21 protein-coding genes are annotated in these 26,438 nt (G+C 71.7%); 15 read left to right on the top strand and 6 right to left on the bottom strand.

All coding sequences use genetic code 11. From position 1 onward, the window contains the following. The first annotated feature begins 116 nt into the window (after positions 1–116). The 8 genes from ACLJOU_RS23970 to ACLJOU_RS24005 all read left to right on the top strand — a co-directional run bounded on the left by ACLJOU_RS23970 (position 117) and on the right by ACLJOU_RS24005 (position 12,540). Positions 117–3,407 carry an NACHT domain-containing protein gene (locus ACLJOU_RS23970; protein ID WP_410570060.1) on the top strand — a complete coding sequence of 1,097 codons (3,291 nt, stop codon included), beginning with the start codon at positions 117–119 and terminating at the stop codon, positions 3,405–3,407. 125 nt (positions 3,408–3,532) lie between these two features. Beyond that, on the top strand, positions 3,533–4,357 hold the full coding sequence (locus tag ACLJOU_RS23975) for a TIGR03084 family metal-binding protein (RefSeq protein WP_410570061.1): 825 nt from the start codon (positions 3,533–3,535) through the stop codon (positions 4,355–4,357). Continuing rightward, positions 4,354–6,048 carry an acyclic terpene utilization AtuA family protein gene (locus ACLJOU_RS23980; RefSeq protein WP_410570063.1) on the top strand — a complete coding sequence of 565 codons (1,695 nt, stop codon included), beginning with the start codon at positions 4,354–4,356 and terminating at the stop codon, positions 6,046–6,048. Before ACLJOU_RS23975 ends, ACLJOU_RS23980 begins: the two co-directional genes overlap by 4 nt. Continuing rightward, positions 6,045–7,193: an acyl-CoA dehydrogenase family protein gene (locus ACLJOU_RS23985; protein ID WP_410570065.1), complete on the top strand. Its 1,149-nt coding sequence runs from the start codon at positions 6,045–6,047 to the stop codon at positions 7,191–7,193. Before ACLJOU_RS23980 ends, ACLJOU_RS23985 begins: the two co-directional genes overlap by 4 nt. After that, complete coding sequence (locus ACLJOU_RS23990; RefSeq protein ID WP_410570067.1) at positions 7,190–8,788, top strand: acyl-CoA carboxylase subunit beta; 1,599 nt, start codon at positions 7,190–7,192, stop codon at positions 8,786–8,788. Before ACLJOU_RS23985 ends, ACLJOU_RS23990 begins: the two co-directional genes overlap by 4 nt. A gap of 7 nt (positions 8,789–8,795) precedes the next feature. Continuing rightward, complete coding sequence (locus ACLJOU_RS23995; protein ID WP_410570068.1) at positions 8,796–10,772, top strand: acetyl/propionyl/methylcrotonyl-CoA carboxylase subunit alpha; 1,977 nt, start codon at positions 8,796–8,798, stop codon at positions 10,770–10,772. After that, the gene (locus ACLJOU_RS24000) at positions 10,769–11,935 is read left to right on the top strand and encodes an acyl-CoA dehydrogenase family protein (RefSeq protein WP_410570069.1); all 1,167 of its coding nucleotides are present in this window, start codon (positions 10,769–10,771) and stop codon (positions 11,933–11,935) included. Before ACLJOU_RS23995 ends, ACLJOU_RS24000 begins: the two co-directional genes overlap by 4 nt. An 8-nt stretch (positions 11,936–11,943) precedes the next feature. Further along, positions 11,944–12,540: a TetR/AcrR family transcriptional regulator gene (locus tag ACLJOU_RS24005; protein WP_410570071.1), complete on the top strand. Its 597-nt coding sequence runs from the start codon at positions 11,944–11,946 to the stop codon at positions 12,538–12,540. Here the strand turns inward: ACLJOU_RS24005 and ACLJOU_RS24010 are convergent. Continuing rightward, complete coding sequence (locus ACLJOU_RS24010) at positions 12,500–13,339, bottom strand: helix-turn-helix domain-containing protein (RefSeq protein ID WP_410570073.1); 840 nt, start codon at positions 13,337–13,339, stop codon at positions 12,500–12,502. The genes ACLJOU_RS24005 and ACLJOU_RS24010 overlap by 41 nt on opposite strands. A gap of 108 nt (positions 13,340–13,447) precedes the next feature. Here ACLJOU_RS24010 and ACLJOU_RS24015 point away from each other — a divergent pair, with 108 nt between their 5' ends. The 4 genes from ACLJOU_RS24015 (at position 13,448) to ACLJOU_RS24030 (ending at position 17,388) form a co-directional block, all read left to right on the top strand. Beyond that, complete coding sequence (locus tag ACLJOU_RS24015; RefSeq protein WP_410570075.1) at positions 13,448–14,491, top strand: aldo/keto reductase; 1,044 nt, start codon at positions 13,448–13,450, stop codon at positions 14,489–14,491. Between the two features lie 109 nt (positions 14,492–14,600). Next, the gene (locus tag ACLJOU_RS24020) at positions 14,601–14,858 is read left to right on the top strand and encodes a hypothetical protein (protein ID WP_410570077.1); all 258 of its coding nucleotides are present in this window, start codon (positions 14,601–14,603) and stop codon (positions 14,856–14,858) included. 75 nt (positions 14,859–14,933) lie between these two features. Then, entirely contained in the window at positions 14,934–16,715 is a 1,782-nt protein-coding gene (murJ, locus tag ACLJOU_RS24025) for a murein biosynthesis integral membrane protein MurJ (RefSeq protein WP_410570078.1), read from the top strand. Between the two features lie 187 nt (positions 16,716–16,902). Beyond that, positions 16,903–17,388: a hypothetical protein gene (locus tag ACLJOU_RS24030; RefSeq protein WP_410570079.1), complete on the top strand. Its 486-nt coding sequence runs from the start codon at positions 16,903–16,905 to the stop codon at positions 17,386–17,388. Between the two features lie 70 nt (positions 17,389–17,458). On the opposite strand, the gene ACLJOU_RS24035 is transcribed toward ACLJOU_RS24030, so the two are convergent. Next, positions 17,459–18,418, bottom strand: coding sequence for a chitinase (locus ACLJOU_RS24035; RefSeq protein ID WP_410570080.1), 960 nt, complete (start codon positions 18,416–18,418; stop codon positions 17,459–17,461). Between the two features lie 219 nt (positions 18,419–18,637). Between ACLJOU_RS24035 and ACLJOU_RS24040 the strand changes: the two genes are divergently transcribed. Continuing rightward, positions 18,638–19,921 (top strand): diguanylate cyclase, encoded by a 1,284-nt coding sequence (locus ACLJOU_RS24040; RefSeq protein WP_410570081.1) that lies wholly within the window; start codon positions 18,638–18,640, stop codon positions 19,919–19,921. Between the two features lie 73 nt (positions 19,922–19,994). Here the strand turns inward: ACLJOU_RS24040 and ACLJOU_RS24045 are convergent, their stop codons facing one another. Then, positions 19,995–20,957 (bottom strand): isopenicillin N synthase family dioxygenase, encoded by a 963-nt coding sequence (locus ACLJOU_RS24045; protein WP_410570082.1) that lies wholly within the window; start codon positions 20,955–20,957, stop codon positions 19,995–19,997. A 23-nt stretch (positions 20,958–20,980) separates the two neighbouring features. Beyond that, positions 20,981–21,439, bottom strand: a complete 459-nt coding sequence (locus tag ACLJOU_RS24050) for a nucleoside deaminase (protein WP_410570084.1) — start codon at positions 21,437–21,439, stop codon at positions 20,981–20,983. 101 nt (positions 21,440–21,540) lie between these two features. Here ACLJOU_RS24050 and ACLJOU_RS24055 point away from each other — a divergent pair, with 101 nt between their 5' ends. Continuing rightward, positions 21,541–22,497, top strand: coding sequence for a helix-turn-helix transcriptional regulator (locus ACLJOU_RS24055; RefSeq protein WP_410570085.1), 957 nt, complete (start codon positions 21,541–21,543; stop codon positions 22,495–22,497). Positions 22,498–22,507: 10 nt separating this feature from the next. Here ACLJOU_RS24055 and ACLJOU_RS24060 read toward each other — a convergent pair whose 3' ends face one another. Together ACLJOU_RS24060 and ACLJOU_RS24065 are read right to left on the bottom strand one after the other, a co-directional pair. Further along, entirely contained in the window at positions 22,508–23,599 is a 1,092-nt protein-coding gene (locus ACLJOU_RS24060; protein ID WP_410570087.1) for a winged helix DNA-binding domain-containing protein, read from the bottom strand. Between the two features lie 39 nt (positions 23,600–23,638). Then, the gene (locus ACLJOU_RS24065) at positions 23,639–24,253 is read right to left on the bottom strand and encodes a TetR/AcrR family transcriptional regulator (RefSeq protein ID WP_410570088.1); all 615 of its coding nucleotides are present in this window, start codon (positions 24,251–24,253) and stop codon (positions 23,639–23,641) included. Between the two features lie 558 nt (positions 24,254–24,811). On the opposite strand from ACLJOU_RS24065, the gene ACLJOU_RS24070 reads away from it, so the two are divergent. Next, positions 24,812–26,287, top strand: a complete 1,476-nt coding sequence (locus ACLJOU_RS24070) for a non-reducing end alpha-L-arabinofuranosidase family hydrolase (RefSeq protein ID WP_410570090.1) — start codon at positions 24,812–24,814, stop codon at positions 26,285–26,287. The last annotated feature ends 151 nt before the right edge of the window (positions 26,288–26,438 follow it).

Genomic DNA, 26,438 nt, shown 5'->3' on the forward strand with positions numbered 1-26,438 from the left:
GGTGAAGCGGGCAGCTCGTGGGCTACGCTGCACGTTGCTTCGGGTCGAGATTTCACCCGCTGCGGGCGAGGAATAGCGGCGGGGAGAGAGACATCGCTACGCGCAGTGAGCGTCGCTTGTACGACGAGTTGCGTGCCCTCAAGGGCAAAGCCGACGCCGCACGCCGTAACGCCGGACTCCGTCCGTTGTCGCAAGACGAAACCGAACGGATCTTGCGCAAATCGCCGTATCTCGTCGCCGATTTCCGGGGACAGCGGCTCAGCGACTGGCTGGCTGAAGATTTTTCGAAGACGAGAACACCGTCGCCAGGCAGTTTGGCTGCGGTCTTCGCGCTGGTGCGGGTTTGGAGCGAGCAGGCGGGCGTTCCCGCTCCGGCCGAACGGTACTGGGCCGACCTGCTGGAGGCCGCCCAACCCGACCGATCCGCGAAGAGCCGGGCACGACCCGAGGCCGAGCCGGCAGGCAGTCCGGCTCACTCGCTGATCGACGACTACATCGCGGCAGCCGTCCGGGCGGCTCGAGAACACCCGTACCCGGGAGTCCTGCCGGGAAACACGCCGCCCCTCACGGACGTCTACGTCCGTCAGCGGGTCCGGGTGGGGGAGGCACGCCCACGGCCCCCGCTCCCCGGGAAACTCGGGGGACCGGTCTCCGCCGTGGCCGGTGACGGGGCGGCGTGGGCGTCCGTGCCGCCACCCCGGCGGGTGTCCGAGCGGATGTCCGCCGAAGAGATCCTGGCCAGAGACCGCATCTGCGTGATCGTCGGAACCCCCGGCGGAGGCAAGACCAGTCTCTTCCGGACCCACCTCGTCCGGGCGGTGGCGGCGAGGACGGCGGGTGAGCTCGAGACTCCGCTGCCGATCCTGGTGTCCGCCGCCGCGTTGTCGGGCAGACCGCTGGCGGCCGCGCTCGCGGAGGCGGCGACCGCCGAACTGGGCAGTTTCGGCCTGCTCGAGAAGCTGCCGGACGACCTGTTCAAGGACTGTCCCTACGAGGACGTGCCTTGGCTCGTCATGGTTGACGGCCTCGACGAAATCACCGACCCGGCCGCCCGCCGGAACCTGCTGGCCGCGCTGGAGCAGATTTCCGACGGCGGCCGTGGGGGTCAATATCGGTTCGTCATCGCCACCCGTCCCCTGCCGGAATGGGAACTCGCCGTCCTCGGGGCACAGGCTCCGGTCTACGAGCTGGAACCGTTCACTTGGGCGGACTTGAACCGCGTTTCCGCCGACTGGTTCCGGGTCCTCGGACTCCAGAACCCGGACCGGGTAGCGGAGAGGTTCGCGAGCGCGGTGCGGCGGACCAGGATTTTCGGGCTCGCGCGGACACCGTTGATGGCGACGCTGCTCTGCCAGTTGCACGGTGCGAACCCGAGCGCTCCGCTGCCGGCCAGCCGCGGCGACATTTTCCGCAAGTACGTGGAGCAGCTGACGCGACGTATGCAGAGCGCGGACACGTCGGGTATCCAAGCACAGGTGCGGGCCGCCTTGACCCGCTACGGGGACGAGGCGCTGGGAGAGGGTTGGCGGACGCTCGAACGCCTGCCCGAACTGATCTCCCGATCGGCCGCGGAGCTGCACGGTGGGCGTTCGGATTCGATCTTGGAGGTCTTCTCCGGGCTGCCGGGTGCCGAGTGTCCCAAGCGCGTACCGGTCACCGTCTGGCGCGAGTACCTGCAAAGCCTGTTGCTGCGGAGCGGCTTGGTGATCCTGCGGGGCGGGGAGCTGTCGTTCTTCCACCAGACGGTCGGGGAGTTCCTGGCCGCGGCGCACGCGACGCGATCGGCATCGGCCTGCGTGGAGTCGCTGGCCGCTCTCTTCCCTACGAGGCGCCGTGTTCCCCTCGTCGAACGACTCTTCGTCCGGCGCGCCTCGCCGCCGCCGGAGGTGGACGCCTCTTACACGGGATTCGTCCTCGACCAGTGCGGTGCGGTTCCGGACGCGGTCGCCGATTGCCTCCTCCGGCTGGTCGACCGCGGTGGCTTGGCCGGGTGCGGGTTCATCGCCGTACTGCTTCGGCTCGGCACCCACGTTCCGCGGAGCGTCGTCCTTGCGATGGCGAGGAAGCTCGTGGACCTGGTCTGGATTCTGGGCAACACCGTGAAGCCCGCGCCGCCTCGTCGTGCCCGAGGAGTGGTGCGCAGTGATCAGGAGCGGTTCGAGAAGGCTTTCCTGGCCCTTCGGCTGCTGGGTTCCGTCGGCTCGGAGGACGCGCTCGACTGGATGCGCTCGATCGCCTGCGACAACGACCTTCACCCCGCCGTCCGAGCCAGAGCGGCCGAAGCCGTTCTCGACCTCGACGTCGATGTGACCACCGCGGTCGGATTGCTGGACGAACTGGCGAGGAACAAATCGATCGGCTCACGGATGCGGGCCACCCTTGCGGCGCGGGTCGAGTCGCTGGATCCGGACCACGTGTCCCGGCTGCTCGCCGAGCTTGCCCGAGACGCCACGCTGGCCGGACGTGAGCGGGTCGCTTCGGTCATGACTCTCCGCGGTCACGACGCCCGGCTGGCGTCGGACCTGTTCGTCGAGCTCGCTTTGGACACCAGGATGAGCGGGTACTCGCGAGTCCGGGCCGCCGGCGTGCTCGCCGGTGCGGGGGACGTGCGTGGGATCGAGCTGCTCGACGGGCTGGCCCGGGCCGCCGACTTGCCGATCTACATACGCGAGGAGGCGGTTCGTGCGCTGGTCAAGCACGGTGGCTCCAGGGCGGAGACTGTGTTGTCGAAACTGGGGTCGGACCTTGCGGTTGAGCCGCACATCGGGATCCGCGCCGCCGGTGCGCTGGCGGAACGCGGGGACAAGGACGCGCTGAAGGAGCTCGAACGCATCGCGATGCAGCACCTGAGCGACCCCAACGTGCGGATCGGCGCGGTCGAAATGCTGGCCGCCACGGACGAGTACAACCCGATGGAGCTGCTCGAGTCGATGGTCCGGGACACGACGCTCGACGACGACGGGCGGCTCCGGCTTCTCGAGATCATGCTCGAAGCCGGGGGCTCCCGAGGTGCCGACGCGGTGAAGTCGTTGGTCGGCGACCGCTCCCTCGGTGACCGCGCCCGGGTCTTCGTCGCGGGCCTGCTGGGATCCATCGACGAGTCTGCCGCGGTTCACCTCCTCATCGGTTTCGTCGGCGACCGGAGCATGACAGGAGTGGCGCGTGTCGACGCGGCCGAGTTGCTCGCCCAAATCCTGCTCGGCGAGCACGCGTGGCTCCCGGACTCAGTGGACGTCCGCACGCACACCTCGGAAGACTTCCGGATGAACCCCGTCGGCAACGTCGGCCTGGACCGGATCACGATCCTCGACCTGGTCGACGATCTGAGCCGCGATCGGCGAGTCCCGAGAGCCGATCGTGGCCGTGCGTTTGAAGTCCTCCGCCGCTTCTCCTTGTGGCGGCGCTAGCTCGGGCAGGTCGGCGGAAGGGGCTGGGCCACCACGCGCCGGTCGTCCCGGGAAAAACAATCAGGCGTGCTTGATTTTTCTCCGGGCCGGTGCCACGCTGGCTGCCGGACGCAAGGAGGCGGGCGATGGCGGACCTCGGCGTGATCCTCGGGGATCTCGACGCGGAGACACGGACGATCGACGACGTGGTGGCGGCGCTGCCCGCGGCCGGCTGGGCGCGGGAAACACCGGCCGTGGGGTGGACGATCGCGCACCAGGTCGCGCACCTGGCCTGGACCGACCGGAAGGCGCTGATCGCCGCCGCGCACCCGGAAGACTGGCAGGCCGAGGTCGAAGAGCTCCTCACAGCCGGGGAGACCTACGTCGACGACGGCGCCGCGGCCGGGGCCCAGCTCCCGCCGCAGGAGATCCTCGACGATTGGCGCGAGGGCCGCAGGCAGCTGGCCGAAGCCCTCGCCGCCGTGCCGGCCGGGCAGAAACTGCCCTGGTACGGGCCGCCGATGAGCGCCGCCTCGATGGCGACCGCGCGGATGATGGAAACCTGGGCCCACGGCCAGGACATCTTCGACGCGCTCGGGATCACCCGCGAACCGACCATGCGGCTGTGGCACATCGCCCGCTTCGGCACCCGCACGCGCGACTTCGCCTACAAGGTCAACTCCCTCGCGCCGCCGGCCGAAGAATTCCGCGTCGAACTGACCGCGCCCGACGGCTCCACCTGGGCGTTCGGCCCGGAGGACGCCGAGCAGAAGCTCACCGGCAGTGCCCTGGACTTCTGCCTCGTCGTCACCCAGCGGCGGCACCCGGCCGACACCGGCCTCGTCGCCCACGGCGCCGACGTCGAGGAGTGGCTCACCGTCGCGCAGGCCTTCGCGGGGCCGCCGGGGAACGGCCGTGAGCCGGGGCAGTTCGCTCCGGCGACGGACTCTTCCCCGCGGAGCCGGCCGTGACCCAGCCGTACCGCATCGGCAACGCCTCCGGGTTCTACGGCGACCGGTTCTCCGCGGTCCGCGAGATGCTCACCGGCGGCCCGCTGGACGTCCTGACCGGCGACTACCTGGCCGAGCTGACCATGCTCATCCTCGGCCGTGACCGGATGAAGGACGCCAACCGCGGTTACGCCAAGACGTTCCTCCGGCAGATGGAGGAAAACCTCGGGCTGGCGCAGGAAAAAGGCGTCAAGATCGTGGCCAACGCGGGCGGGCTCAACCCCGCCGGGCTCGCCGGCGCCCTCCGCGAACTGGCGGCCAAGCTCGGCCTCGACGTCAAGATCGCGCACGTCGAGGGCGACGACCTGGTGGCCCGGGCCGACGAGCTGAACCTCGGGAAACCGCTGACCGCCAACGCCTACCTCGGCGCCTGGGGCATCGCCGAGTGCCTGAACGCGGGCGCCGACGTCGTCGTCACCGGCCGCGTCACCGACGCCTCCGTGATCGTCGGCCCGGCCGCCGCGCACTACGGCTGGGCCCGCGACGACTTCGACGCCCTCGCCGGCGCGGTCGCCGCCGGGCACGTCATCGAGTGCGGTGCCCAGGCCACCGGCGGCAACTACGCCTTCTTCACCGAGCACTCCCTCGGCGTCCCGGGCTTCCCGATCGCCGAGATCGAGGCCGACGGCTCCAGCGTCATCACCAAGCACCCGGGCACCGGCGGTGTGGTGAACGTCGGCACGGTCACCGCGCAGCTGCTGTACGAAATCACCGGCGCGCGGTACGCCGGGCCGGACGTGACCACCCGGTTCGACACGCTTTCCCTGAGCCAGGACGGCCCGGACCGCGTCCGCATCTCCGGCGTCCGCGGGGAAGCGCCGCCGCCGACGCTGAAGGTCGCCCTGAACACGCTCGGCGGCTTCCGGAACGAGACGACGTTCGTCCTCACCGGACTCGACATCGAGGCGAAAGCCGCGCTGGTCAAGGCCCAACTCGAAGCGTCCTTGAAGGACCGGCCGCCGGCCGACGTCCGGTGGACGCTCGCCCGCACCGATCACCGTGACGCCGACACCGAGCAGACCGCGAGCGCCCTGCTGCACGTGGCCGTCAAGGACGCCGACCCGAAGGTGGCCGGCCGTGCCTTCACCGGCGCGGCCGTCGAACTCGCGCTGGCCAGCTACCCCGGCTTCCACGTCACCGCGCCGCCGTCGGACGCCTCGCCGTACGGCGTCTACACCGCGGCTTATGTGGATGCGGCGAAGGTGCCGCACGTCGCCGTGCTGCCGGACGGGATGCGGGTCGACATCGCGCCCTCGGCGTCCACTCAGGACTTGTCCGAAGCAGACGAACCCGCGCTGCCCGAGCCGCTCGGACACGGGCCGGTGCGGCGGGTGCCCCTCGGCTCGATCGCCGGGGCCCGCAGCGGCGACAAGGGCGGCAACGCGAACCTCGGCGTCTGGGTCCGCTCGGACGAAGCCTGGCGGTGGCTGGCGCACCGGCTCACGGTTGCCGAATTCAAGCTCCTCCTGCCCGAGACCGCCGATCTGCCGGTGACCCGGTACCTGCTGCCGAACCTGCGGGCGGTGAACTTCGTCGTCGACGGGATCCTCGGCGAGGGCGTCGCTTCGCAGGCGCGGTTCGACCCGCAGGCGAAGGCACTGGGCGAGTGGCTGCGGTCGCGGGAGATCGACGTCCCGGAGGTGCTGCTGTGACCGACCCGTTCCGGACGCCCGAACGGGCCGAGCTGCGCAGGACCGTGCGCAGGTTCGTCGAGCAGGAGGTCCTGCCGCGCCTGGACGACTGGGAGCGCGCCGGGGAGCTGCCCCGCGACCTGCACCGCAAGGCCGGTGATCTCGGCCTGCTGGGGGTGGCGTTCCCCGAGGAGGTCGGCGGGGGAGACGGCAACTACCTCGACGCACTGGTCGTCGCGGAGGAGATGCACTACGCCGGTGGCTCCGGCGGGTTGTTCGCCTCACTGTTCACCTGCGGCATCGCCCTCCCGCACATCGCCGAGGCGAACGACCCGGTGCAGATCGAACGCTGGGTGCGCCCGACCCTGGAAGGCGCCAAGATCGGCGCCCTCGCGGTGACCGAGCCGGACGGCGGCTCCGACGTCGCCGGCATCCGGACGACGGCGGTGCGCGAGGGCGACGAGTACGTCATCAACGGCGCCAAGACCTACATCACCTCCGGGTGCCGCGCGGACTTCGTGACGACAGTGGTGCGGACCGGCGGCGATGGCGCCCACGGGCTCTCGCTGATCGTCGTCGAACGCGGGACACCGGGGTTCACGGTGAGCCGCAAGCTCGAAAAGATGGGCTGGCTCTGCTCCGACACCGCCGAACTGTCCTACGTGGAAGTCCGGGTGCCGGTGGAGCACCTCGTCGGCGCCGAGAACAGCGGGTTCGCGCAGGTGGCCACCCAGTTCGTCACCGAACGCCTGTCCCTGGCCGTGCAGGCGTACGCCCACGCCCAGCGCGCCCTCGACCTGACCCTGGACTGGTGCCGGCTGCGCGAGACGTTCGGCCGTCCGCTCATCTCGCGGCAGGTCGTGCAGCACAAGCTCACCGAGATGGCGCGGAAGGTCGACGTGGCGAGGACCTACACCCGGCAGGCCGCGATCCGGCACGTCTCGGGTGAAGAGGTCATCGCCGAAGCCTGTTTCGCCAAGAACACCGCCGTCGAGGCCGCCGAATGGGTGGTCAACGAGGCCGTCCAGCTGCACGGCGGGCTCGGCTACATGCGCGAGTCCGAAGTGGAGCGACACTACCGCGACGTTCGGATCCTCGGCATCGGCGGCGGCACCACCGAGATCCTCACCGGCCTGGCCGCGAAGCGATTGGGATACACCTCATGACCACCCTGAGGTCCACAGTGGACACGCGGGCCGCGGAGTTCGGCGCGAACCGCGAGGCGATGCTGGAAAAGCTCGCCGAGATCGACGCCGAACACGCCAAGGCCGTCGCCGGCGGCGGCGAGAAGTACGTCGAGCGGCACCGCAAGCGCGGCAAGCTCCTGGCCCGGGAACGGATCGAGCTGCTGCTCGACGAGGACTCGCCGTTCCTCGAGCTGTCGCCGCTGGCCGCGTGGGGCACCGACTACCGCGTCGGCGCCAGCCTGGTGACCGGGATCGGGGTCGTCGAAGGCGTCGAGTGCCTGATTTCGGCCAGCGATCCCACGGTCAAGGGCGGCGCGAGCAACCCGTGGACGACGAAGAAGAGCTTCCGGGCCGCGGACATCGCCGCCCAGAACCGGCTGCCGTCGATCAACCTCGTCGAATCCGGCGGCGCGGACCTGCCGACGCAGAAGGAGATCTTCATCCCGGGCGGCCGGATCTTCCGGGACCTCACCCGGGCGTCGGCCGCGGGCTGCCCGACGATCGCGCTGGTCTTCGGCAACTCGACCGCGGGTGGCGCGTACCTGCCGGGCATGTCCGACTACGTCGTGATGGTCAAGGAACGCGCCAAGGTGTTCCTCGGCGGCCCGCCGCTGGTCAAGATGGCCACCGGCGAGGAGTCCGACGACGAGTCGCTCGGCGGCGCCGAGATGCACGCGCGGACGTCGGGCCTGGCCGACTACCTGGCCGTCGACGAGCAGGACGCCATCCGGCTCGGCCGCAACATCGTGAAGCGGCTCAACTGGACCAAGCAGGGGCCCACGCCGAAGCCGGACTACGCCGAGCCGCGGTACGACGCCGAGGACCTGCTCGGCATCGTGCCGACCGACCTCAAGGTGCCCTTCGACCCGCGCGAGGTGATCGCCCGCGTCGTCGACGGCTCCGACTTCGACGAGTTCAAGCCGCTGTACGGTTCTTCGCTGGTCACGGGCTGGGCGAGTATCCACGGCTACCCGGTCGGCGTCCTCGCCAACGCCCAGGGTGTGCTGTTCGGCGAGGAGTCGCAGAAGGCCGCGCAGTTCATCCAGCTGGCGAACCAGATCCACACCCCGCTGGTGTTCCTGCACAACACGACCGGGTACATGGTCGGCAAGGAGTACGAGCAGAGCGGCATCATCAAGCACGGCGCGATGATGATCAACGCCGTGTCGAACTCGAAGGTGCCGCACCTGTCCGTCCTCATGGGAGCGTCCTACGGCGCCGGGCACTACGGCATGTGCGGCCGCGCCTACGACCCCCGGTTCCTGTTCGCGTGGCCGAGCGCGAAGTCGGCGGTGATGGGCCCGGCGCAGCTGGCCGGCGTGCTGTCCATCGTGGCCCGCGCCGCGGCCGAAAGCCGGGGCCAGGAGTACAACGAGGAGCACGACAAGGCCATGCGGGCCATGGTGGAGGGGCAGATCGAGGCCGAGTCGATGCCGATGTTCCTCTCCGGCATGCTCTACGACGACGGCATCATCGACCCGCGCGACACCCGCACGGTGCTGGGCCTGAGCCTGTCCGCCATCCACAATGGACCAGTGAAGGGCGCCGAGGGCTTCGGCGTCTTCCGGATGTGAGGCAGCGATGATCCAGAACCTGCTGGTCGCCAACCGCGGCGAGATCGCCCGCCGCGTCTTCTCCAGCTGCCGCGACGCCGGCATCGGCACGGTCGCGGTGTTCTCCGACGCCGATGCCGCCGCCCCGCACGCCCGCGAAGCCGACGTGGCCGTCCGGCTGCCCGGCAACGCACCCGCCGAGACCTACCTGCGGGCCGAGCTGCTGGTGAAGGCCGCGGCCGACACCGGCGCCGACGCCGTCCACCCGGGTTACGGCTTCCTGTCGGAAAACGCCGCGTTCGCGCGGGCCGTCCTCGACGCCGGGCTCACCTGGGTCGGGCCGCCGCCGGAGGCCATCGAAACCATGGGCTCCAAGGTGGAGTCCAAGCGGCTGATGGCCGCGGCCGGTGTCCCGGTGCTGTCCGAACTGGACCTGGACTCGGTCACCGAAGCCGACCTTCCGTTGCTGGTCAAGGCGTCGGCGGGTGGTGGCGGGCGCGGCATGCGCGTGGTCCGGTCCCTCGACGAGCTGGCCGAAGCGGTCGAAGGCGCGAGCGCCGAGGCGGGGTCCGCCTTCGGCGACCCGACCGTCTTCTGCGAGCGCTACCTCGAGACCGGGCGCCACATCGAGGTCCAGGTGCTCGCCGACTCCCACGGCACGGTGTGGGCGGTGGGGGAGCGGGAATGCTCGATCCAGCGGCGGCACCAGAAGGTCGTCGAGGAAGCGCCGTCGCCGTTCGTCGACGCGGCCATGCGCGAGGAGCTGTTCGAGGCGGCCCGCAAGGCCGCGAAGGCGATCGACTACGTCGGCGCGGGCACGGTCGAGTTCCTCGCCGCACCCGACGGCCGCTTCTACTTCCTCGAGATGAACACCCGGCTGCAGGTCGAGCACCCGGTCACCGAGAACGTGACCGGTCTCGACCTCGTCGCGCTGCAGCTGCGCATCGCCGAGGGCGAGCGGCTCCCGGCCGGCCCGCCGCCGACCGTGGGCCACTCCATCGAGGTCCGGCTCTACGCCGAAGACCCGGCCGCCGGGTGGCAGCCGCAGAGCGGCACGCTGCACACGTTCGAAGTGCCCGATGTGGACCGGTCGTTCACCCACGGACCCGGGCTGCGGCTCGATTCCGGCTTCGAGACCGGCTCGGTGGTGGGCGTCCACTACGACCCGATGCTCGCCAAGGTCATCACCTGGGCGCCGACCCGCGCCGAAGCCGCCCGGCGGCTCGCCAAAGCCCTGGCGACGACGAAGATCCACGGCGTCGTCACCAACCGCGACCTGCTGGTGAACATCCTCCGCCACGAAGCCTTCCTGGCCGGGGAGACCGACACGGCGTTCTTCGACCGCCACGGCCTCGACACCCTGGCCGCGCCGCTGGCCACGCCCGACACCGAACGGCTGTCCGCGCTCGCGGCGGCCCTGGCGGACGCCGCAGGCAACCGGGCGCGAGCCACGACGCAGCGCAGGCTGCCCAGCGGCTGGCGCAACGTCCGGTCGGCCGGGCAGCGCAAGGTCTTCACGGTCGGCGCTCGCGAGCACGAAATCGTCTACTCGCTCACCCGCGACGGCCTCGAGGCCGAGGGCTTCGACACCGAGCTGGTGTCCCATGAGCCCGGCCGGGTCGTGCTGGACGTCGCCGGGGTGCGGCGCACCTTCGACGTCGCCCGCCACGACGGCGTGTCCTATGTGGACTCGGTCCTCGGTTCGGTGGCGCTGAAGGCGCAGCCGCGGTTCGCCGACCCGGACGCCGCACTCGCGGCGGGATCGCTGGTCGCGCCGATGCCGGGCACCGTCGTCCGGCTCGCCGTCCAGGCGGGGGACCCGGTCAAGGCGGGCGACCCGCTGCTGTGGCTCGAAGCGATGAAGATGGAACACCGGATCGCCGCCCCCGCCGACGGCGTGGTCGCGGAACTGCCGGTGAGGGTGGGACAGCAGGTCGAAGTGGGCGCGATCCTCGCCGTCGTCGGAGACGCACGATCGGACACCGTGGTGGGAGAAGCAGAATGAACGCGATGAACTTCATCGAGCCGGAGGAGCGGATCGCGCTTCGCAAGGCCGTCGCCGAACTCGGCGCCAAGTACGGGCACGAGTACTACGCCCGCAAGGCCCGCGCCGGCGAGAAGACCCACGAGCTGTGGGACGAGGCCGGGCGCCTGGGCTACCTCGGTGTGAACCTCCCCGAGCAGTACGGCGGCGGGGGAGCCGGCATCGCCGACCTCGCCGCGGTCCTGGAGGAACTCGCCGCCGCGGGTTCGCCGCTGCTGCTCATGGTCGTCTCGCCGGCGATCTGCGGCACGGTGATTTCCCGCTTCGGCACCGAAGAGCAGAAGAAGCAGTGGCTGCCCGGCATCGCCGACGGCACCAAGCGGATGGTCTTCGCGATCACCGAGCCGGACGCCGGGTCGAACTCGCACAAGATCACCACCACCGCCAAGCGCGACGGCGACGGTTGGGTCCTCAATGGACGCAAGGTCTACATCTCCGGCGTCGACGAGGCCGACGCCGTGCTCGTCGTCGGCCGCACCGAGGACGCCAAGACCGGCCGGCTCAAGCCCGCGCTGTTCATCCTGCCGACCGGCACCCCGGGCTTCGAGTACACGAAGATCCCGATGGACATCGTCGCGCCGGAGAACCAGTTCTCGCTGTTCCTCGACGACGTCAAGCTCCCCGCCGAGGCGCTGGTCGGCGAGGAGGACGCCGCGATCGCGCAGCTGTTCGCCGGGCTCAACCCCGAACGCATCATGGGCGCGTCGTTCTCCCTCGGCATCGCGCGGTACGCGCTGGCCAAGGCCGTCGGCTACGCGAACCAGCGGCAGGTCTGGGGCACCCCGATCGGTACCCACCAGGGCCTCGCGCACCCCCTCGCGGAGATCAAGATCGAGCTGGAACTCGCGAAGCTGATGACGCAGAAGGCGGCGTCGCTCTACGACTCCGGCGACGACTTCGGCGCGGGCGAGTCGGCCAACATGGCCAAGTACGCGGCCGCCGAGGTCGCCATCCGCGCCACCGACCAGGCCGTGCAGACCCACGGCGGCAACGGCCTGGCCACCGAATACGGCCTCGGCACGCTGGTCACGGCGGTGCGGCTCGGCCGGATCGCCCCGGTCAGCCGCGAGATGGTGCTCAACTTCGTCGGCCAGCACAGCCTCGGCCTCCCGAAGTCGTACTAGGGGCCGGCTTGACCGGCATCCGCGAACCCCAGCAGGAACGCAGCCGCACCACACGGCGGCGGCTGATCGAAGCCGCGCTCGACAGCTTCGGCGAGCGCGGCTGGCACGGCGTGACGGTGGCCGGCATCGCCGAGCGCGCGGGCGTCTCCCGCGGCGCGGCCCAGCACCACTTCCCGGCGCGCGAAGACCTCGTGGTGGCGGCGGTCGACCTGCTCGGCGAGGCCCAGATCGACGAGCTGCGCGCGCAGGCCGCCGACCTGCCGAGCGGCGCGTCCCGCATCGAGCGGGTCGTGGAGATGGTGCTGAACCTGTACACGGGCCCGCTGTTCCGCGCGGCCCTGCAGCTGTGGTCGGTGGCGGCGACCGACGACGCCCTGCGCGACGTGCTCGTGCCGCTGGAAGCCCGGGTCGGCCGCGAGGCGCACCGGGTGACGGTGGAGCTGCTCGGCGTCGACGAGTCCCGGCCGGGGGTGCGCGAACTGGTCCAGGCCACCCTCGACCTGGCCCGCGGCCTCGGCCTGGCGAACCTGCTGACCGACGACGCGCGGCGGCGGAAGCAGATCGTCAGGGAGTGGGCGCGGACGCTGGAGCTGCGGCTCGGGTGAGCCGGTCCAGCGCCGCCCGGCTCGGCTCGTCGGCGGCGCGGTGGATCACCAGCAGCTGGCCGGGGTCCTCCAGCGGCCGGAGCGTCTCGAACTGCACGGTGAGGACGCCGGCCTCGGGGTGGCGCACGACCTTGCGCCCGCGGCCGTTGACCTTGACGTCCTGCCGGTCCCACAGCCGCGCGAACTCCGCGCTCCCGCTCGTCAGTTCCCGGATGAGGCCGGTGAGCGCCCGGTCGTCCGGGTGCGCGGCCCACGCGGCCCGCAGGTGGGCGATCCCCTCCCGCACCACGCGGTCCCGGTCGACGTAGAACTCGCGCACCCGCGGGTGCATCAGGCACAGCCAGATCGCGTTGCGCCGGGCCGGCGGCAGCGTGCCGAAGTCCACCAGCAGCCGGGCCATCTCGGGGTTCCACGCCAGGACGTCGTAGCGGTGGTTGAGGAGCATGGCCGGCAGCGGGGACAGGTCGGTGACGAGCCGGGCCAGCGGCGCCGCCGCGGTCGTGGCGACCCCGCCGGTGTCACGGGGGCGCTGCCCGGCCAGGTCGAACAGGTACGCGCGTTCGCCGGGGGTCAGGCGCAGGGCGCCGGCCAGTGCCTCCACGACCTCGGCCGACGGCCGCAGCCCGCGCGCCTGCTCCAGCCGGACGACGTAGTCGACGCTGATGCCGGCCAGCTCGGCGACGTCTTCACGGCGCAGTCCCGGCGTCCGGCGGCGGGGCGGCAGCCCGAAGTCGCGCGGGTCCAGGCGTTCCCGCCGGGCGCGCAGGAACGCGGCCAGCTCCGCGGTGGGCGTCGTCATGATCACTGCAACAGCCGGGGTGGGACTCGTGTTCCCAGGAAACCGCTTCCCTTACCCCGCGGCCGCCGCGGCCCGAGACTCACTCCCGACAGATCAACGGGAGGACGGATGCCACTCACCCTCGACACCTACCGGCTGCTGGGCCGATCCGGGCTGCGGGTTTCCCCGCTGGCGCTGGGCACGGCCACCTTCGGCACGGAATGGGGCTGGGGCGCGGAGAAAGCCGAAGCGCGCAAGCTGTTCGACACCTACGTCGAACGCGGCGGGAACTTCATCGACACCGCGAACACCTACACCGACGGCAGCTCCGAGCGGCTGCTCGGCGAGTTCACCCGCAGCGGCCGGGAGAGCCTCGTGCTGGCCACGAAGTACACGACGCTGCGCCGCCCCGGCGACCCGAACGCCACCGGGGCCCACCGCAAGAGCCTGTTCGCGTCGGTGGAAACCAGCCTGCGGCGGCTCGGGACCGACTACCTCGACGTGCTCTACCTGCACGTGTGGGACTTCACGACCCCGGTGGAGGAGATCCTGCGTGGTCTGGACGACCTGGTGCGCCGCGGCAAGGTCCTGTACGTGGCGATCTCCAACGCCCCGGCGTGGGAGATCTCGCGCATGCAGGCGATCGCCGACCTGCGCGGCTGGTCTCCGCTGGTCGCGCTGCAGATCGAGTACAACCTGGTCAACCGCGCCGCCGAACGCGACCTGATCCCGATGGCGCGGGCGATGGGACTGGGGGTGACGCCGTACTCGCCGCTGGCGGGTGGCCTGCTCACCGGCAAGTACCGCCGCGGCGGTACCCCCGAAGGCGTCCGCGCGAAGTTCAACGCCGGGCTGGGCGTGGTCACCGACCGGAACCTCGCCATCGCCGAGGTGGTCGAGGCGGTCGCCGCGGAGCTGGGCCGGACACCCGCCCAGGTCGGGCTGGCCTGGACCCTGCAGAACCCGGGCGTGACCGCCCCGATCGTCGGGGCCCGCACACCGGAGCAGCTCACCGGCAACCTGGACGCCCTGGCGGTCGAGTTCACCGGCGACCAGCTGGCGCGCCTCGACGAGGCCGGCGCCGTCGACCTCGGCTACCCGCACGACCTGCTGGCGAGCGACCACATCCGGGCGGTGATGCGCGGGGACCTGAAGCTCGAACCCCGCCGCTGAGCGCCCGGACGGAACCTCGGTCGCGTCCCGGGCGTCATAGTGCCGTAAGTAACACAATCGGCCCAACGGGCGAATAACCCGTTGTAGCGGCAACGAGAAAGGCAGTCCGGTGTCCGGTTCAGGAGTCGAGCTCACCCACCGCGCGATGGCCATGCTGAAGGCGGTGGCCGCGGGACGTGCGCAGATGTCGTGCAGCTGCGAGCCGGACCTCTTCATCGACGGATTCGCCTGCTGCGATCAGATGACCGCGCACGCGCTCGCGCACGGCGGTTACCTGCGGCCAGCCGTCGAGGGCGCCACCGGGCGGGTGCCCGCCGAACTGACCGAGGCCGGGCGGGCCGCGCTGGCGATCACCGTCGCGGCCTGAGCGTCACGGAGGGTCGCGCGTTCGAACAGGTGTTCGGACTCCCGTGTAAGGCCTTGAACTGGCAGGCTTGTCCCCATGGCGGAGCACCCACCACCGGTGGACGACGAGGCGACGGTCTTCCTCCCGAGCGAGCTGCGGGGCCCGCACTGGCCCACCCGTGACCTCGACGTCTCGCGGCGGCCGTACGATGAGTTCGCCGGCCAGATCGTCGCGCGGCCGCCCGCGTCGCCGGTCAGCGCCGGCCGCGGGGAGGGCGCCGGCTCGTCGCTGGCCCGCTCCAGCGGCCGGATGGCGGTCGCCTCCGCCGTCAGCCGGGTCACCGGATTCGTCGCGAAGCTGCTGCTCGCCGCCGTGGCCGGGGCCGGGGTCGTCAACGACTCCTTCACCGTCGCCAACACGCTGCCCAACATCGTCTTCGAACTGCTCTTCGGCGGTGTCCTGGCCAGCGTGGTGGTGCCGCTGCTGGTCCGTTCCCACGACGACCCGGACGGCGGCCGCGCCTACACCCAGCGGCTGATCACGATGGCGCTGGTGCTGCTGACCGTCGGCACGGCCGTCGCGGTGGCGATCGCCCCGCTGTTCACCGCGCTCTACGTCGACCGATCGTCCGCGACGGCCAACTCGGCGCTGACCACCGCGCTGGCGTACCTGCTGCTCCCGCAGATCCTCTTCTACGGCCTGTTCGCGCTGTTCTCGGCCATCCTCAACGCGCAGAACGTCTTCGGCCCGCCGGCCTGGGCGCCGGTGCTGAACAACGTCGTCGTCACCGGCACGCTGGTGGTGTTCGCCGTCGTGCCGGGGGAGCTGACCCTCGACCCGGTCCGGATGAGCGACCCCAAGCTGCTGGTGCTCGGCCTCGGCACCACGCTCGGCATCGTGGCGCAGGCGGTCGTGCTGGTCCCGGCGCTGCTGCGCACCGGGTTCCGGTTCCGCTGGCGCTGGGGGTTCGACCCGCGGATCAAGGAGTTCGGCGGCCTCGCGGCGTGGATCCTCGGCTACGTCGTGGTCAGCCACGTCGGGTTCGTCATCACCACCCGCGTGCTGACCGGCGGCAACAGCGGTGGCGTCACGGCCTACAGCTACGCGTCCCTGCTCTTCCAGCTGCCGTACGGGATTCTCGGGGTCTCGCTGCTGACGGCACTGATGCCGCGGATGAGCCGCGCCGCCGCGGACGGCGACACGGTCTCGCTCGTCGGCGACCTTTCGCTCGCCTCCCGCATGTCGACGGTGCTCTTCGTCCCGATTTCGGCGGTGCTGGCGGTGGTCGGCACCCCGATCGGCATCGCGATCTTCACGTGGGGCCGCGGCACCCTCGACGACGCCGAGCGGCTCGGCCAGACCCTGGCCGTGTCGGCGGTCGGGCTGCTGCCGTTCGCGCTGGTGATGTTGCAGCTGCGGGTGTTCTACGCGATGAAGGACGCCCGCACGCCCACGCTGATCATGCTGGTGATGACGGCGGTGAAGATCCCCCTGCTCCTGCTGTGCCGGGGTCTGCTCGACGGCGAGCACGTGGTCTACGGAGTCATGCTCGTCAACGGCGCCGGGTTCGTGGTGGGGGCGGTGCTGGGCCAGGTCTGGCTGTGGGTCCGGCTCGGGCACCTGCGCAGCAAGCGGTCGCTGCGGGTCGGGCTGATCACCCTGTCGGTGAGCGGCCTGGGCGTGGTGGCGGCGGTGCTGGCGGGGCGCGCGGTACCGGCTTCGCTCGGGGTGATCGCGGGGGCGTGGGTGAAGCTGCCGGTGCAGGGGCTGCTGGGGATGGCGGTGCCGTTCGGGTTGCTGGCGTTGCTGAGGTTGCCCGAGTTCGCTCCGGTGACCCGCCGGGTGGCGGGGTTGCGGCGGCGGCTCGTGGCCCGGTGAAGGGTGCGGCCCAAAGCCGCTCGGCCTCGTTGACAGCTACGGCCGGGAACGCCGTCCGGTTGTCTCGAACCGGTAACGAGACCGCGGCGATCAGCGCGTTTACAATTGCCGCAAGGGTTTCTACTATCCACCCCGGATCATGCGGCCGCGGGCGAGCGCGGCGGCCGGGTACGGGTGGAGGTCGTGCATGACGCGCAGGGCGCGCAGGCGGCGGGACCGGGTCACGGTCGACGAACTGCTGGAACAGACCGGGGCGCGGCCGCGCAAACCCGGCTCGCGCGCGGCCGAGCTGGCGGCGCTGCGCGGCGGCGAGCCCGGACGCGCGACCGGTGGGGCCGCTCGGATGGCGCTGGCGTCGGCGGTGATCGTCGTGCTCGGGGGGCTGGTGCTCGTGCTGGCGACGCGGCCGGATCCCGTGCCCGGGTCCACGCAGTTCCCGCAGCTGCAGCCGGCCACCGCCGTTCCCCCGTCGTCGACCGCGCTCGCCGTCCCGACCGAGACGACCACGCCGTCACCCGTGGTCATGCACGCGCGCCGGACGCCGACTCCCACCCCGACCGTGACCGTCGAACTGCCGCCTCCGGCCCCCGTCACGACGAAGCCGTCCACATGGGACCCGCGGTGGAACTCCTACCCGTGCAACCCGTACTACTGCGGCGGCTGGCGACGCTGACCCGCGAAGGCCCCCTCACCGGCCCCGATGCCGGTGAGAGGGCCTCCGACTGCCCCACTACGGGCCCGTGTCAGCCGGTGTAGCCGGCGACGATCTTGGTGAACGCGTACTTGTCCTGCGTGATGCCGCTGCACTCGCCACCGCCGCTGCAGTCGCGGTTGGTGGCCCAGAACGTGAAGCGGGCCAGGTGGTGGCTCGCCGCGTAGCCGCGGATGGAATTGAAGTTCGCCACCGTGACCGTCTCGCCCGCGTTGTCGGTCTTGCCGTTCATCGAGGAGAGGCCGCTGTGCCGGTAGGCGGTGTCGTCGCTCCAGCCGAACGTGGTCTTGAGCTGGTTCTTCAGCCCGTCGACCGCCGACTTCGTCAGCGCCGCCATGTCACCGCCGCTGGAGAAGTCGAACGGCATGACCGACCAGACGTCGACCGGCGCGCCGATCGCCTTGGCCTGGTTGATCAGGCGCTTGCCCCACGAGTCGGGGCCGGTCGTGGTGGTGCCGATGGTGATGACGACCTTGAGGTTCGGGTTGTTCTGCTTGGTCAGCTTGACCGCGTTCAGGATGCGGTCCTGGACCGTGTTGTTCTGGAACTCGTCGGTGTTCTCGATGTCCAGGTCGATCGCCTTGAGGCCGTAGGCGTCGATCACCTTCTGGTAGGCACCCGCGAGCGCCGAGGCCGACGTGCACTTCGAGCCCAGCTTCGTGCCGGACCAGCCGCCGAAGGAGGGGATCACGTCCCCGCCCGCGTTGCGGATGTTCTGGATCATCGTCTTGTCGGAGCCGGTCAGCGACCGGGTGCCGTCCCACTTGGGGTTGCAGGTGCCGTCCGACAGGACGAAGGCCAGCGTAAACGCTTTCACGCCGGTCGCGGACATCGCCGCGGTCGGGCTGGTCTGCCCGCCCCACTGGTAGAGGTACGGGGAGGCGAGCACCGGGTCGACCGCGGCCATGGCCTGCGGGGCGAGCCCGACCGTCGTGGCCAGGGCGGCCGAAGCCGCGGCCGCGAGGGTGAGCAGACGGCGCACTGATTTCATGGGGGTCCTCCGAACGTGCAGGGTGGAGCACCTCCGGTTTGAGGCGGCGGGATCAACCCGGGAGGAGTGCTGTGTGCCACCACACAGTGGACTAGACCAATGTTGCGTGTCAACCCTCCGTCGGTCGGAAAATGACTGACGGTGCCGGTGCGATCCCACCGTGTTAAATTCCCCTTAAGGCGGATCGACACTGGCGCGCATTCCGGCTACTTTGCCGAAATGGTGGGGGATTCCACGGTCGCCGCCGGCGGCGACCGCCGCCCGGGCCGGTTCCTGCCCGCCCTCGTCCCGCGGCGCTGGGCCCTGCGGCGGTGGGCGCTGTGGGGGCTGCCGCGCCGCGGCAGCGTCTGCTACCTCGTCGGGGTCGACGCGCTCGCCGTCGCCGCGGTCGCGCTCGCCGCCCTCCGGTTCCCGCCCGCCACCGCCATGCTGACGCCGTTCGCGCTGCTCGCGGCCGGGATGCTGGTTTCGGCGGAGCTCGCGCGGCCGGTCGAACGCCACCGCGAGGACACCCTCCTCGGGCCCGGCGTCGACACGCCGTGGATCTTCGCCGGGGTGCTCGTGCTGCGGCCCGGCTTCGCCGTCGCGCTGGTGGTGCTCTCGGCGCTGCACCAGTGGTCCCGGGTCCGCAGAAAACCCGGGTACCGGCAGGTGTTCGGCGCCGCGGCGACCACGCTGGCCGGGCTCGCCGCCGGTGCGTTCCTCACCGCGACCGGCGTCCGGCCGCTCGGCGAGGTCCTCGACGCCCGGACCGTCGGCCTGCTGACCGTGGCCGGGCTGGTGTTCCTCGTGGTGAACGCGGCGCTGGTGACCGGTGCCGACGGCCCCCGCCGCCCGCGCGAAGCCGCGGCGGGACACGCCTTCGACGCCGCCATGACCGCGTTGGGCCTCCCGCTCGCCTGGGCCGTCGTCGCGGCGCCGCTGCTGGTCCCGGTGCTGGCCGGCGCCACCGTCGTGCTGCACCGCGGCGGGCTGGGCGCCGGGCGCCGCGACCACGTCACCCTCGACCCCGGCACCGGCGTGCTGACCGCCGCCTCCTGGCGCGGCGCCGCCGAAGCCCGGCTGGACCGCCCGGGTGGTCCCGGCCCGGCCGTGCTGCTGCTCGACCTCGACCACTTCCGCCTGCTCAACGACCGCTACGGCGTCCGCGTCGGCGACGCGGTCCTGCGGGCGGTCGCCGGCACCCTGCGCGACGAGGTCCGGGCCGCCGACCTCGTGGGCCGCTCCGGCGGCGAGGAGTTCGCGGTGCTGCTGCCGGGCACCGGCCCCTTCGACGCGATGGCGATCGCCGAGCGGATCCGGCTGCGGATCGCCTCGACCCTGGTGGCGCTGAAGGCCTCCGGCGACGGCCCGCAGTTCGTCGGGGTGACGGTGTCGATCGGCGTGGCGGGCTGCGCGCCGGACGGCGTCCTCGCGGACGCGCTGCTGGCGGCGGAACAGGCGTTGCTGCAAGCGAAGGCGGCGGGCCGGAACCGGACGGTGTGCGCCGAGCGGGAGTCGTGACCCCACCGTTGTGGAAGGGGTGCAACCGGCGGTTCTCCCGGGCGCGGTGGCCGCACGGATCTGCGACTGATCGTCAGCTCATCGTGATCGCGTTGAGCTTTTCCTTCAGGTACTGCGACGCGATCACCTCGGGGTAGGTCCGGGTGCCCAGCGGCGGCGCCAGTGAGGTGATCCGCGCGTCGTGGTCGGTCTCGTAGAAGAAGATCAGCGACACGAGGTCCTCGTCGGGTGCCGTCGCGGGCGGGGGGAGGACGCGGTGGCGCGTCGACCGCCAGCGGTCGCCCGTCCAGCGGGCCATCAGGTCGCCGATGTTGACCGTGAACGCGTCCGGGTGGAAGGGCGCGTCCGCCCACTCGCCGCCGGCCGTGCAGACCTGCAGGCCGCCCGCGCCGGCCTGGCGGTCGAGCACCGTGACCGTGCCGAAGTCGGTGTGCGGGCCGATCCGGAACTGGTCCGGCGCCGGCGGGCCGACGCGGGTCAGCGGCGGGTACCAGTTGATGTTGAACGTGTACGTCGGGTGCCCGGTGTGCCGGGTGAAGTGGCTCTGGGCGAGGCCGAGCGCGGCGGCGAACATCTCCAGCAGGTGGTCCGCCAGCGCCCGCATCCGGCGCATGTACTCCGTGGCCGCCTCGCCCAGGCCGGGCACCTCGTGCGGCCAGACGTTCGGCTGGAACCAGAACCCGTCGATCTCCGCGACGCCGGTGCGGGTGTCGGCACCCGCCGAATAGGACTCCTTGAGGTCAGGCGGGGTTTCGGTGCCCTCGGCGTAGCCGTTGGCCTCGACGCCCGGCGGCAGCCAGCCGCGGCCGCCGACCGTGACGGCGTAGCGCTGCTTGACGTCCTCGGGCAGCGCGAAGAACTCCCGCGCCAGCTCGCGGGTCCGGTGCCGCAGGTCGTCCGGGACGCCGTGCCCGGTGACCAGCAGGAAGCCGGACTCCCGCAGCGCGCTGTCGATCCGGCCCGCCACTTCGGCCCGGCCCTCGGACGTGCCCGCGAACCACGGCGAAAGGTCCACGAGCGGAACGGATGACGGCATACCGGCTCCTCGCCAGAACTGTCCTATTCGGACTTCTCGACCCCGATGTCCTCGAACCACAGGTCCGGGCGCGCCGCGATGAACCCGGTCATCAGCGCGGTGCAGCCGGGATCGTCGAGCAGGGTGATCTCGACCCCCAGCCCGGCGAGCCAGTCGTGACCGCCGTGGAACGTCTCGGCCTCACCGATGACGACGCGCCCGATACCGAACTGACGGACGAGCCCCGAGCAGTACCAGCACGGCGAGAGCGTGGTGACCATGATCGTGTCCCGGTAGTGCGGGCGGCGGCCGGCGTTGCGGAACGCCGCGGTCTCGGCGTGCATCGACGGATCGCCGTCCTGCACCCGCCGGTTGTGCCCGCGGCCCAGCAGCGTGCCCGCGGAGTCGAAGAGCGCGGCCCCGATCGGAACGCCCCCTTCGGCTTTGCCCAGTTCGGCTTCTTCGCGGGCGACGGCCAGCAGCGCGTGCGGATCGATCGGCATGCGTCACTCTTTCCGGCCGGGGTGGTGCCTGGCAAGTGTTCGGCACCTTCCGGCGAATCACGGACAGGAGCTGTCCGCGATGTCTGGCACACTGCGTGCTCATGTACGGCACTTCGGAACGGCTGCTCCGGCTGCTGTCCCTGCTGCAGGCGCGCCGGGACTGGCCGGGCGCGGACCTCGCGGCGCGGCTCGAGGTCGACGTCCGCACGATCCGCCGTGACGTCGAGCGGCTGCGCTCCCTCGGCTACCCGGTGCACGCGACGCCGGGCGTGGCGGGCGGCTACCGGCTGGGGGCGGGCGCGGCGCTGCCCCCGCTGCTGCTGGACGACGACGAGGCCGTCGCGGTCGCGGTCGGCCTGCGCACGGCGGCGAGCGGCACGGTCGCCGGCATCGAGGAGACGTCGGTGCGCGCACTGGCGAAGCTGGAGCAGGTGCTGCCCGCCCGCCTGCGTCCCCGCGTCGGCGCTCTGCAGGCGGCCACGGTCTCCCTGCCCGGCACGGGTCCGACGGTGGACGCCTCGGTGCTGACGGCGATCGCGGCGGCCTGCCGCGACCACGAGCGGCTGCGCTTCGGCTACGCCGACCGGTCCGGCGCCGCGACGCACCGGTCGGTCGAGCCGCTGCGGCTGGTCCACACGGGGTGGCGCTGGTACCTGGTCGCCTTCGACGTCGACCGCGCGGGCTGGCGCACGTTCCGGGTGGACCGCATCACGGGCGTGCCGGTGGCCGGGTTCCGCTTCACCCCGCGCGAGCCGCCCGCGCCGGACCTCGCGGAGTACGTGTCCCGCCAGATTTCGACGGCGCCGTACCCGCACCAGCTCGTGTTGCGCGTGGCGGTCCCGGCCGGCGTGGTGGCCCGCCGGGTGCCGCCGACGTCGGGCGTCGTGGAGGCGATCGACGAGCACAGCTGCCGGGTCCGCACCGGGGCGAACGACCTCGATGCGGTGCCGTACCACCTGGCCCAGTGGGGGTTCGACTTCGTGGTGGAAGAGGCCCCACCGGGGCTGGTCGAGCGGCTGCGGGAGGTGGCGGAGCGGTTCGCCCGCGCGGTGGGCTGAGGAGGGCCGGCTAGGGCGCTTCCACCCGGACGCAAGCGCTTTCGCCCTCGCTCAAGAACGCGGCCAGCTCGCTGCCCTCGGCCGTCACCTCGGCGCGTTCCGCCTTCGTCAACCGCCGCAGTGGCCGGACCACCACCGCGTCGTCCGCCACCGTCCAGGTCGCCGAGACACGGCCGTCGAGCAGGACCACCCGCTCGCCCGCGACCGAGAGCCCGCGGTGGGCGTCGTCGATGATGCGGGAGCGGTCGTCGTAGCCGAGGATCGCGTTGTCGAACGCCGGCAGGAAGCGCACCGGGGCCGGAGTGTCCGGGTCGGGGCGGGGCGCTCCGGGCAGGTCGAGCAGCTCGCGGCCCCGCTCGTCGCGGAAGACCACCAGCTCCTCGCGCACCGCCTTCACCGCCGCCGGCAGCCCGGCCAGGCCGCACCACGCGCGCAGGTCCGCCGTCGCCGCCGGGCCGAACGCCGCCAGGTAGCGCCGCACCAGCGCGCGCCCGACGCCGTCGCCGGGGTCGAGCGGGTCCGCCTCGCGGCCGAGCCAGGTGGCCAGGGGGAGGTTCCGCACGCCCGCCCTGGTGCGCCACAGCCCGCGCGGCGGCAGCTGCACCGACGGGATCAGCGCGGCGACCAGCAGCTCGCCGAGCGGACGCGGGCCCGGTTCGGGCCACCGGTCGGCGACCGCCCGCGCGAGCTCGCCCATCGAACGCGGCTCGCCGTCGGCCAGCACCGCCCGGCCGGCCGCGGCCAGTTCCGCGAAGTCGACGCCCTCGAGCTCGCGGCGGTAGACGCCGACGACCCGCTGCAGCAGCATGGCGTCGAACCGGCTCCGCCACGCCAGCACGTCGTCGGCGGCGAGGAGGTGGACGGTGCGGCGCAGGAGGTGGGTGCGCACGACCCGCCGCCCGGTCAGCAGCGCGTCCAGTGCGGCCGGGTCGAACCCGCGCAGGCGCGACCACAGCCCGGTGAACGGTTCCTGCGGCTCCTGCGCCTGCAGGCCGCCGAGGTGGGCGACGGCGTCGAGCACGGGCAGCTCGGCGCGTTCGAGCAGCAGCTGCCGGGCGAGGGTGGCGCGGTTGAGGGCCCGCGCGTCGAGAACGTTGGACACGGGGGCACCGTGCCAGAGATAGCGGTCAGGATGTGTCCGCTACTCGGCGGACACGCCCAGCATGCGCAGCACGAGCCCGCCGTACTCCTTGCCCAGCGCGGCCGGCGTCTGGCGGGCGCGCTCGCTGTACCAGCGGGCGACGTCGACGCCGAGCGAAAGCACCGCGCGCGCGGCGACGTGGGGGTCGGACACGGTGAAGACACCGGCGCCGGCGCCCTCCGCGATGACGTCCCGCACGATCCGCTCGATCCGGCGCCGCAGGGCGGCGACCACCTCGAACTCCTGCTCGGGCAGGGCCTGCAGCTCGTACTGGACGACCCGCGCGACGGTGTGGCGCCGGGCGTGCCAGGCGACGAAGTCCTCGACGATCAGCCGGATCCGCTCGACGGGATCGGCTTCCTTGGCGACGACGTTCTCGACGAGCGCGAGGGTCTGCTCGTGGCCGTACCGGCTGATGGCGAACAGCAGCGCGGCCTTGGAGGGGAAGTGCACGTAAAGCGCGGCGGGCGACATCCCCGCGGCGCCGGCGATGTCCCGGGTGGTGGTGGCGTGGTAGCCCCGCTGGGCGAACGCCTCCACCCCGGCGAGCATGAGCCGGCGGGCGGTCTCCGGCTGCACGTCCGGCCAGAGCTCGGCCGACAGCGACATCGTCATCCGGTGATCCTCCCAGCTGGTACCGCCGCCCCGGCGGCCACGACGGCCGGCCCGGTCGTGCTCATTGTAAGCGCCCGCTTTGTGCGGCCGGCCGCCGCGACTCCGCCGGTGCGGCGTCCGGTGAGGAAGGCGCGCCCGGTGGCCTCCGCTCGGTGCGGTACCGGACGTCCGGTGGCGGGCAACGACCGGTCGACGTTACCCGACGCGGGGCGAAAGCAACGCGGCCGAAGGGGTAATCGGCTTCGGCCAACCGGGCGGGCCGCCGTTCGAAGAATTCGTTTGTCGCGGCGGTCCGGAGATATTTTCCCGGAGCGGCTTGTCGAATGGCATTCGACAAGGTGGGCGGTGGTCGATCGGTGCAGAGGTGGCCAATTTCCGGCTCTGGGACTGAAGATCGGCCGTTGACGGGGTCACGTCGGCTGGTTACATTGGCTCGAACCCCAGGTGTGGCAACCCGCAATCGCAGTTTCCGCTTACCGGCGCGGAAGCGGGCCGGTGATTTGCCCGGCCAATTGTGTTAGCGCTAACTCGACTTGGTCTCGACGAAGGAGAAACCCCATGAATTCGACGGGTCCGGTGCCACGGCGCCGCAGCCGGTGGGGGCGCGCGCTGAGCGCTCTGCTCGCCACAGTCCTCGGGGCCACCGGGGTGGTCGTGGCCGGCGCGGCTGCGGCGTCGGCGGCCACCGTCGACCCGAATGCCTGGTACGTGCTGATCAACCGGAACAGCGGCAAGGCGATGGACGTCTCGGGGGCGTCCACCGCCGACGGCGCGGCGATCAACCAGTGGTCCCGCCACGACGGCACCAACCAGCAGTGGCAGTTCGCCGACTCCGGCGCCGGGTACTACCGGCTGAAGTCGAAGAACTCCGGCAAGGTCCTCGACATCGGCAACCGGTCCACCGCCGACGGCGCGAAAGTCCAGCAGTGGACGGACCTGAACGGCACGAACCAGCAGTTCGCCCTCGCCGACTCCGACGGCGGTTACGTCCGGCTGATCAACCGCAACAGCGGCAAGGCCGTGGAGGTGACGGGCGCATCGACCGCGGACGGCGCGGCCGTCGTCCAGTACGGCGACTGGAACGGCGCCAACCAGCAGTGGCAGCTCGTCCGGGTCGGCGACACCTCCTCGTGCGCCTTGCCGTCGACGTACCGCTGGTCCTCGACCGGTCCGCTGGCCACCCCGAAGGGGGACTGGATCGCGCTCAAGGACTTCAGCAGCGTCGTCTACAACGGCAAGCACCTGGTCTACGGGTCGACGGTCAATTCGGCGGGGTCGTACGGCTCGATGGCCTTCAGCCCGTTCACCAACTGGTCCGACATGGCTTCGGCGGGCCAGAACGGGATGAACTCCGGCACCGTGGCGCCCACGCTGTTCTACTTCGCGCCCAAGAACGTCTGGGTGCTGGCCTACCAGTGGGGCCCGACCGCGTTCAGCTACCGGACGTCGAGCGACCCCGCCAACGCGAACGGCTGGTCGGCGCCGCAGGAACTGTTCTCCGGCAGCATCCCCGGCTCGGCGCCCCTGGACCAGACCCTCATCGGCGACGGCACGAACATGTACCTGTTCTTCGCCGGTGACAACGGCCGGATCTACCGGGCGACGATGCCGATCGGCAGCTTCCCGGGCAGCTTCGGCTCGTCGTACACGACGATCATGAGCGACACGACGGCCAACCTGTTCGAAGCGGTCGAGGTCTACAAGGTCCAGGGCCGCAGCCAGTACCTGATGCTGGTCGAGGCGATGGGCGCGAACGGGCGGTTCTTCCGTTCCTTCACGGCCACCAGCCTGGGCGGCTCGTGGACCCCGCAGGCGGCGACGGAGAGCAACCCCTTCGCGGGCAAGGCCAACAGCGGAACGACCTGGACGAACGACATCAGCCACGGTGACCTGGTCCGCGCCAACCCGGACCAGACGAAGACCATCGATCCCTGCCACCTGCAGCTGCTGTACCAGGGCCGGAACCCGAGCTCCGACGGCACGGACTACAACCACCTGCCCTGGCGCCCGGGTGTCCTGACCCTGCAGCGCTGACGCCGGTGAGCGGCGCCCCGCACGCGTGGGGCGCCGCTCACCGGATCGTGGGTGTGCGGGCCCGACCACCGGCCGCGTCCCTCTCCGGCCGAGCCCGGCGCCGTCTCCGCTTCCGCTCGCGGCCGCCCCTGCCTTGCCTGACCGAGGCGGG

Origin of the sequence: Amycolatopsis sp. cmx-4-61 (assembly GCF_046548775.1) — a bacterium.
In the GTDB taxonomy this organism is placed as follows: domain Bacteria; phylum Actinomycetota; class Actinomycetes; order Mycobacteriales; family Pseudonocardiaceae; genus Amycolatopsis.

Coding starts and splice junctions, on each gene's coding strand:
- ACLJOU_RS24050 (WP_410570084.1), bottom strand. CDS start 21,439: ATGCCGATCGATCCGCACGCGCTGCTGGCCGTCGCCCGCGAAGAAGCC.
- ACLJOU_RS24045 (WP_410570082.1), bottom strand. CDS start 20,957: ATGCCGTCATCCGTTCCGCTCGTGGACCTTTCGCCGTGGTTCGCGGGC.
- ACLJOU_RS24000 (WP_410570069.1), top strand. CDS start 10,769: ATGAACGCGATGAACTTCATCGAGCCGGAGGAGCGGATCGCGCTTCGC.
- ACLJOU_RS24070 (WP_410570090.1), top strand. CDS start 24,812: ATGAATTCGACGGGTCCGGTGCCACGGCGCCGCAGCCGGTGGGGGCGC.
- ACLJOU_RS24015 (WP_410570075.1), top strand. CDS start 13,448: ATGCCACTCACCCTCGACACCTACCGGCTGCTGGGCCGATCCGGGCTG.
- murJ (WP_410570078.1), top strand. CDS start 14,934: ATGGCGGAGCACCCACCACCGGTGGACGACGAGGCGACGGTCTTCCTC.
- ACLJOU_RS23990 (WP_410570067.1), top strand. CDS start 7,190: ATGACCACCCTGAGGTCCACAGTGGACACGCGGGCCGCGGAGTTCGGC.
- ACLJOU_RS23995 (WP_410570068.1), top strand. CDS start 8,796: ATGATCCAGAACCTGCTGGTCGCCAACCGCGGCGAGATCGCCCGCCGC.
- ACLJOU_RS24035 (WP_410570080.1), bottom strand. CDS start 18,418: ATGAAATCAGTGCGCCGTCTGCTCACCCTCGCGGCCGCGGCTTCGGCC.
- ACLJOU_RS24065 (WP_410570088.1), bottom strand. CDS start 24,253: ATGACGATGTCGCTGTCGGCCGAGCTCTGGCCGGACGTGCAGCCGGAG.
- ACLJOU_RS23975 (WP_410570061.1), top strand. CDS start 3,533: ATGGCGGACCTCGGCGTGATCCTCGGGGATCTCGACGCGGAGACACGG.
- ACLJOU_RS24030 (WP_410570079.1), top strand. CDS start 16,903: ATGACGCGCAGGGCGCGCAGGCGGCGGGACCGGGTCACGGTCGACGAA.
- ACLJOU_RS24010 (WP_410570073.1), bottom strand. CDS start 13,339: ATGACGACGCCCACCGCGGAGCTGGCCGCGTTCCTGCGCGCCCGGCGG.
- ACLJOU_RS24040 (WP_410570081.1), top strand. CDS start 18,638: ATGGTGGGGGATTCCACGGTCGCCGCCGGCGGCGACCGCCGCCCGGGC.
- ACLJOU_RS24055 (WP_410570085.1), top strand. CDS start 21,541: ATGTACGGCACTTCGGAACGGCTGCTCCGGCTGCTGTCCCTGCTGCAG.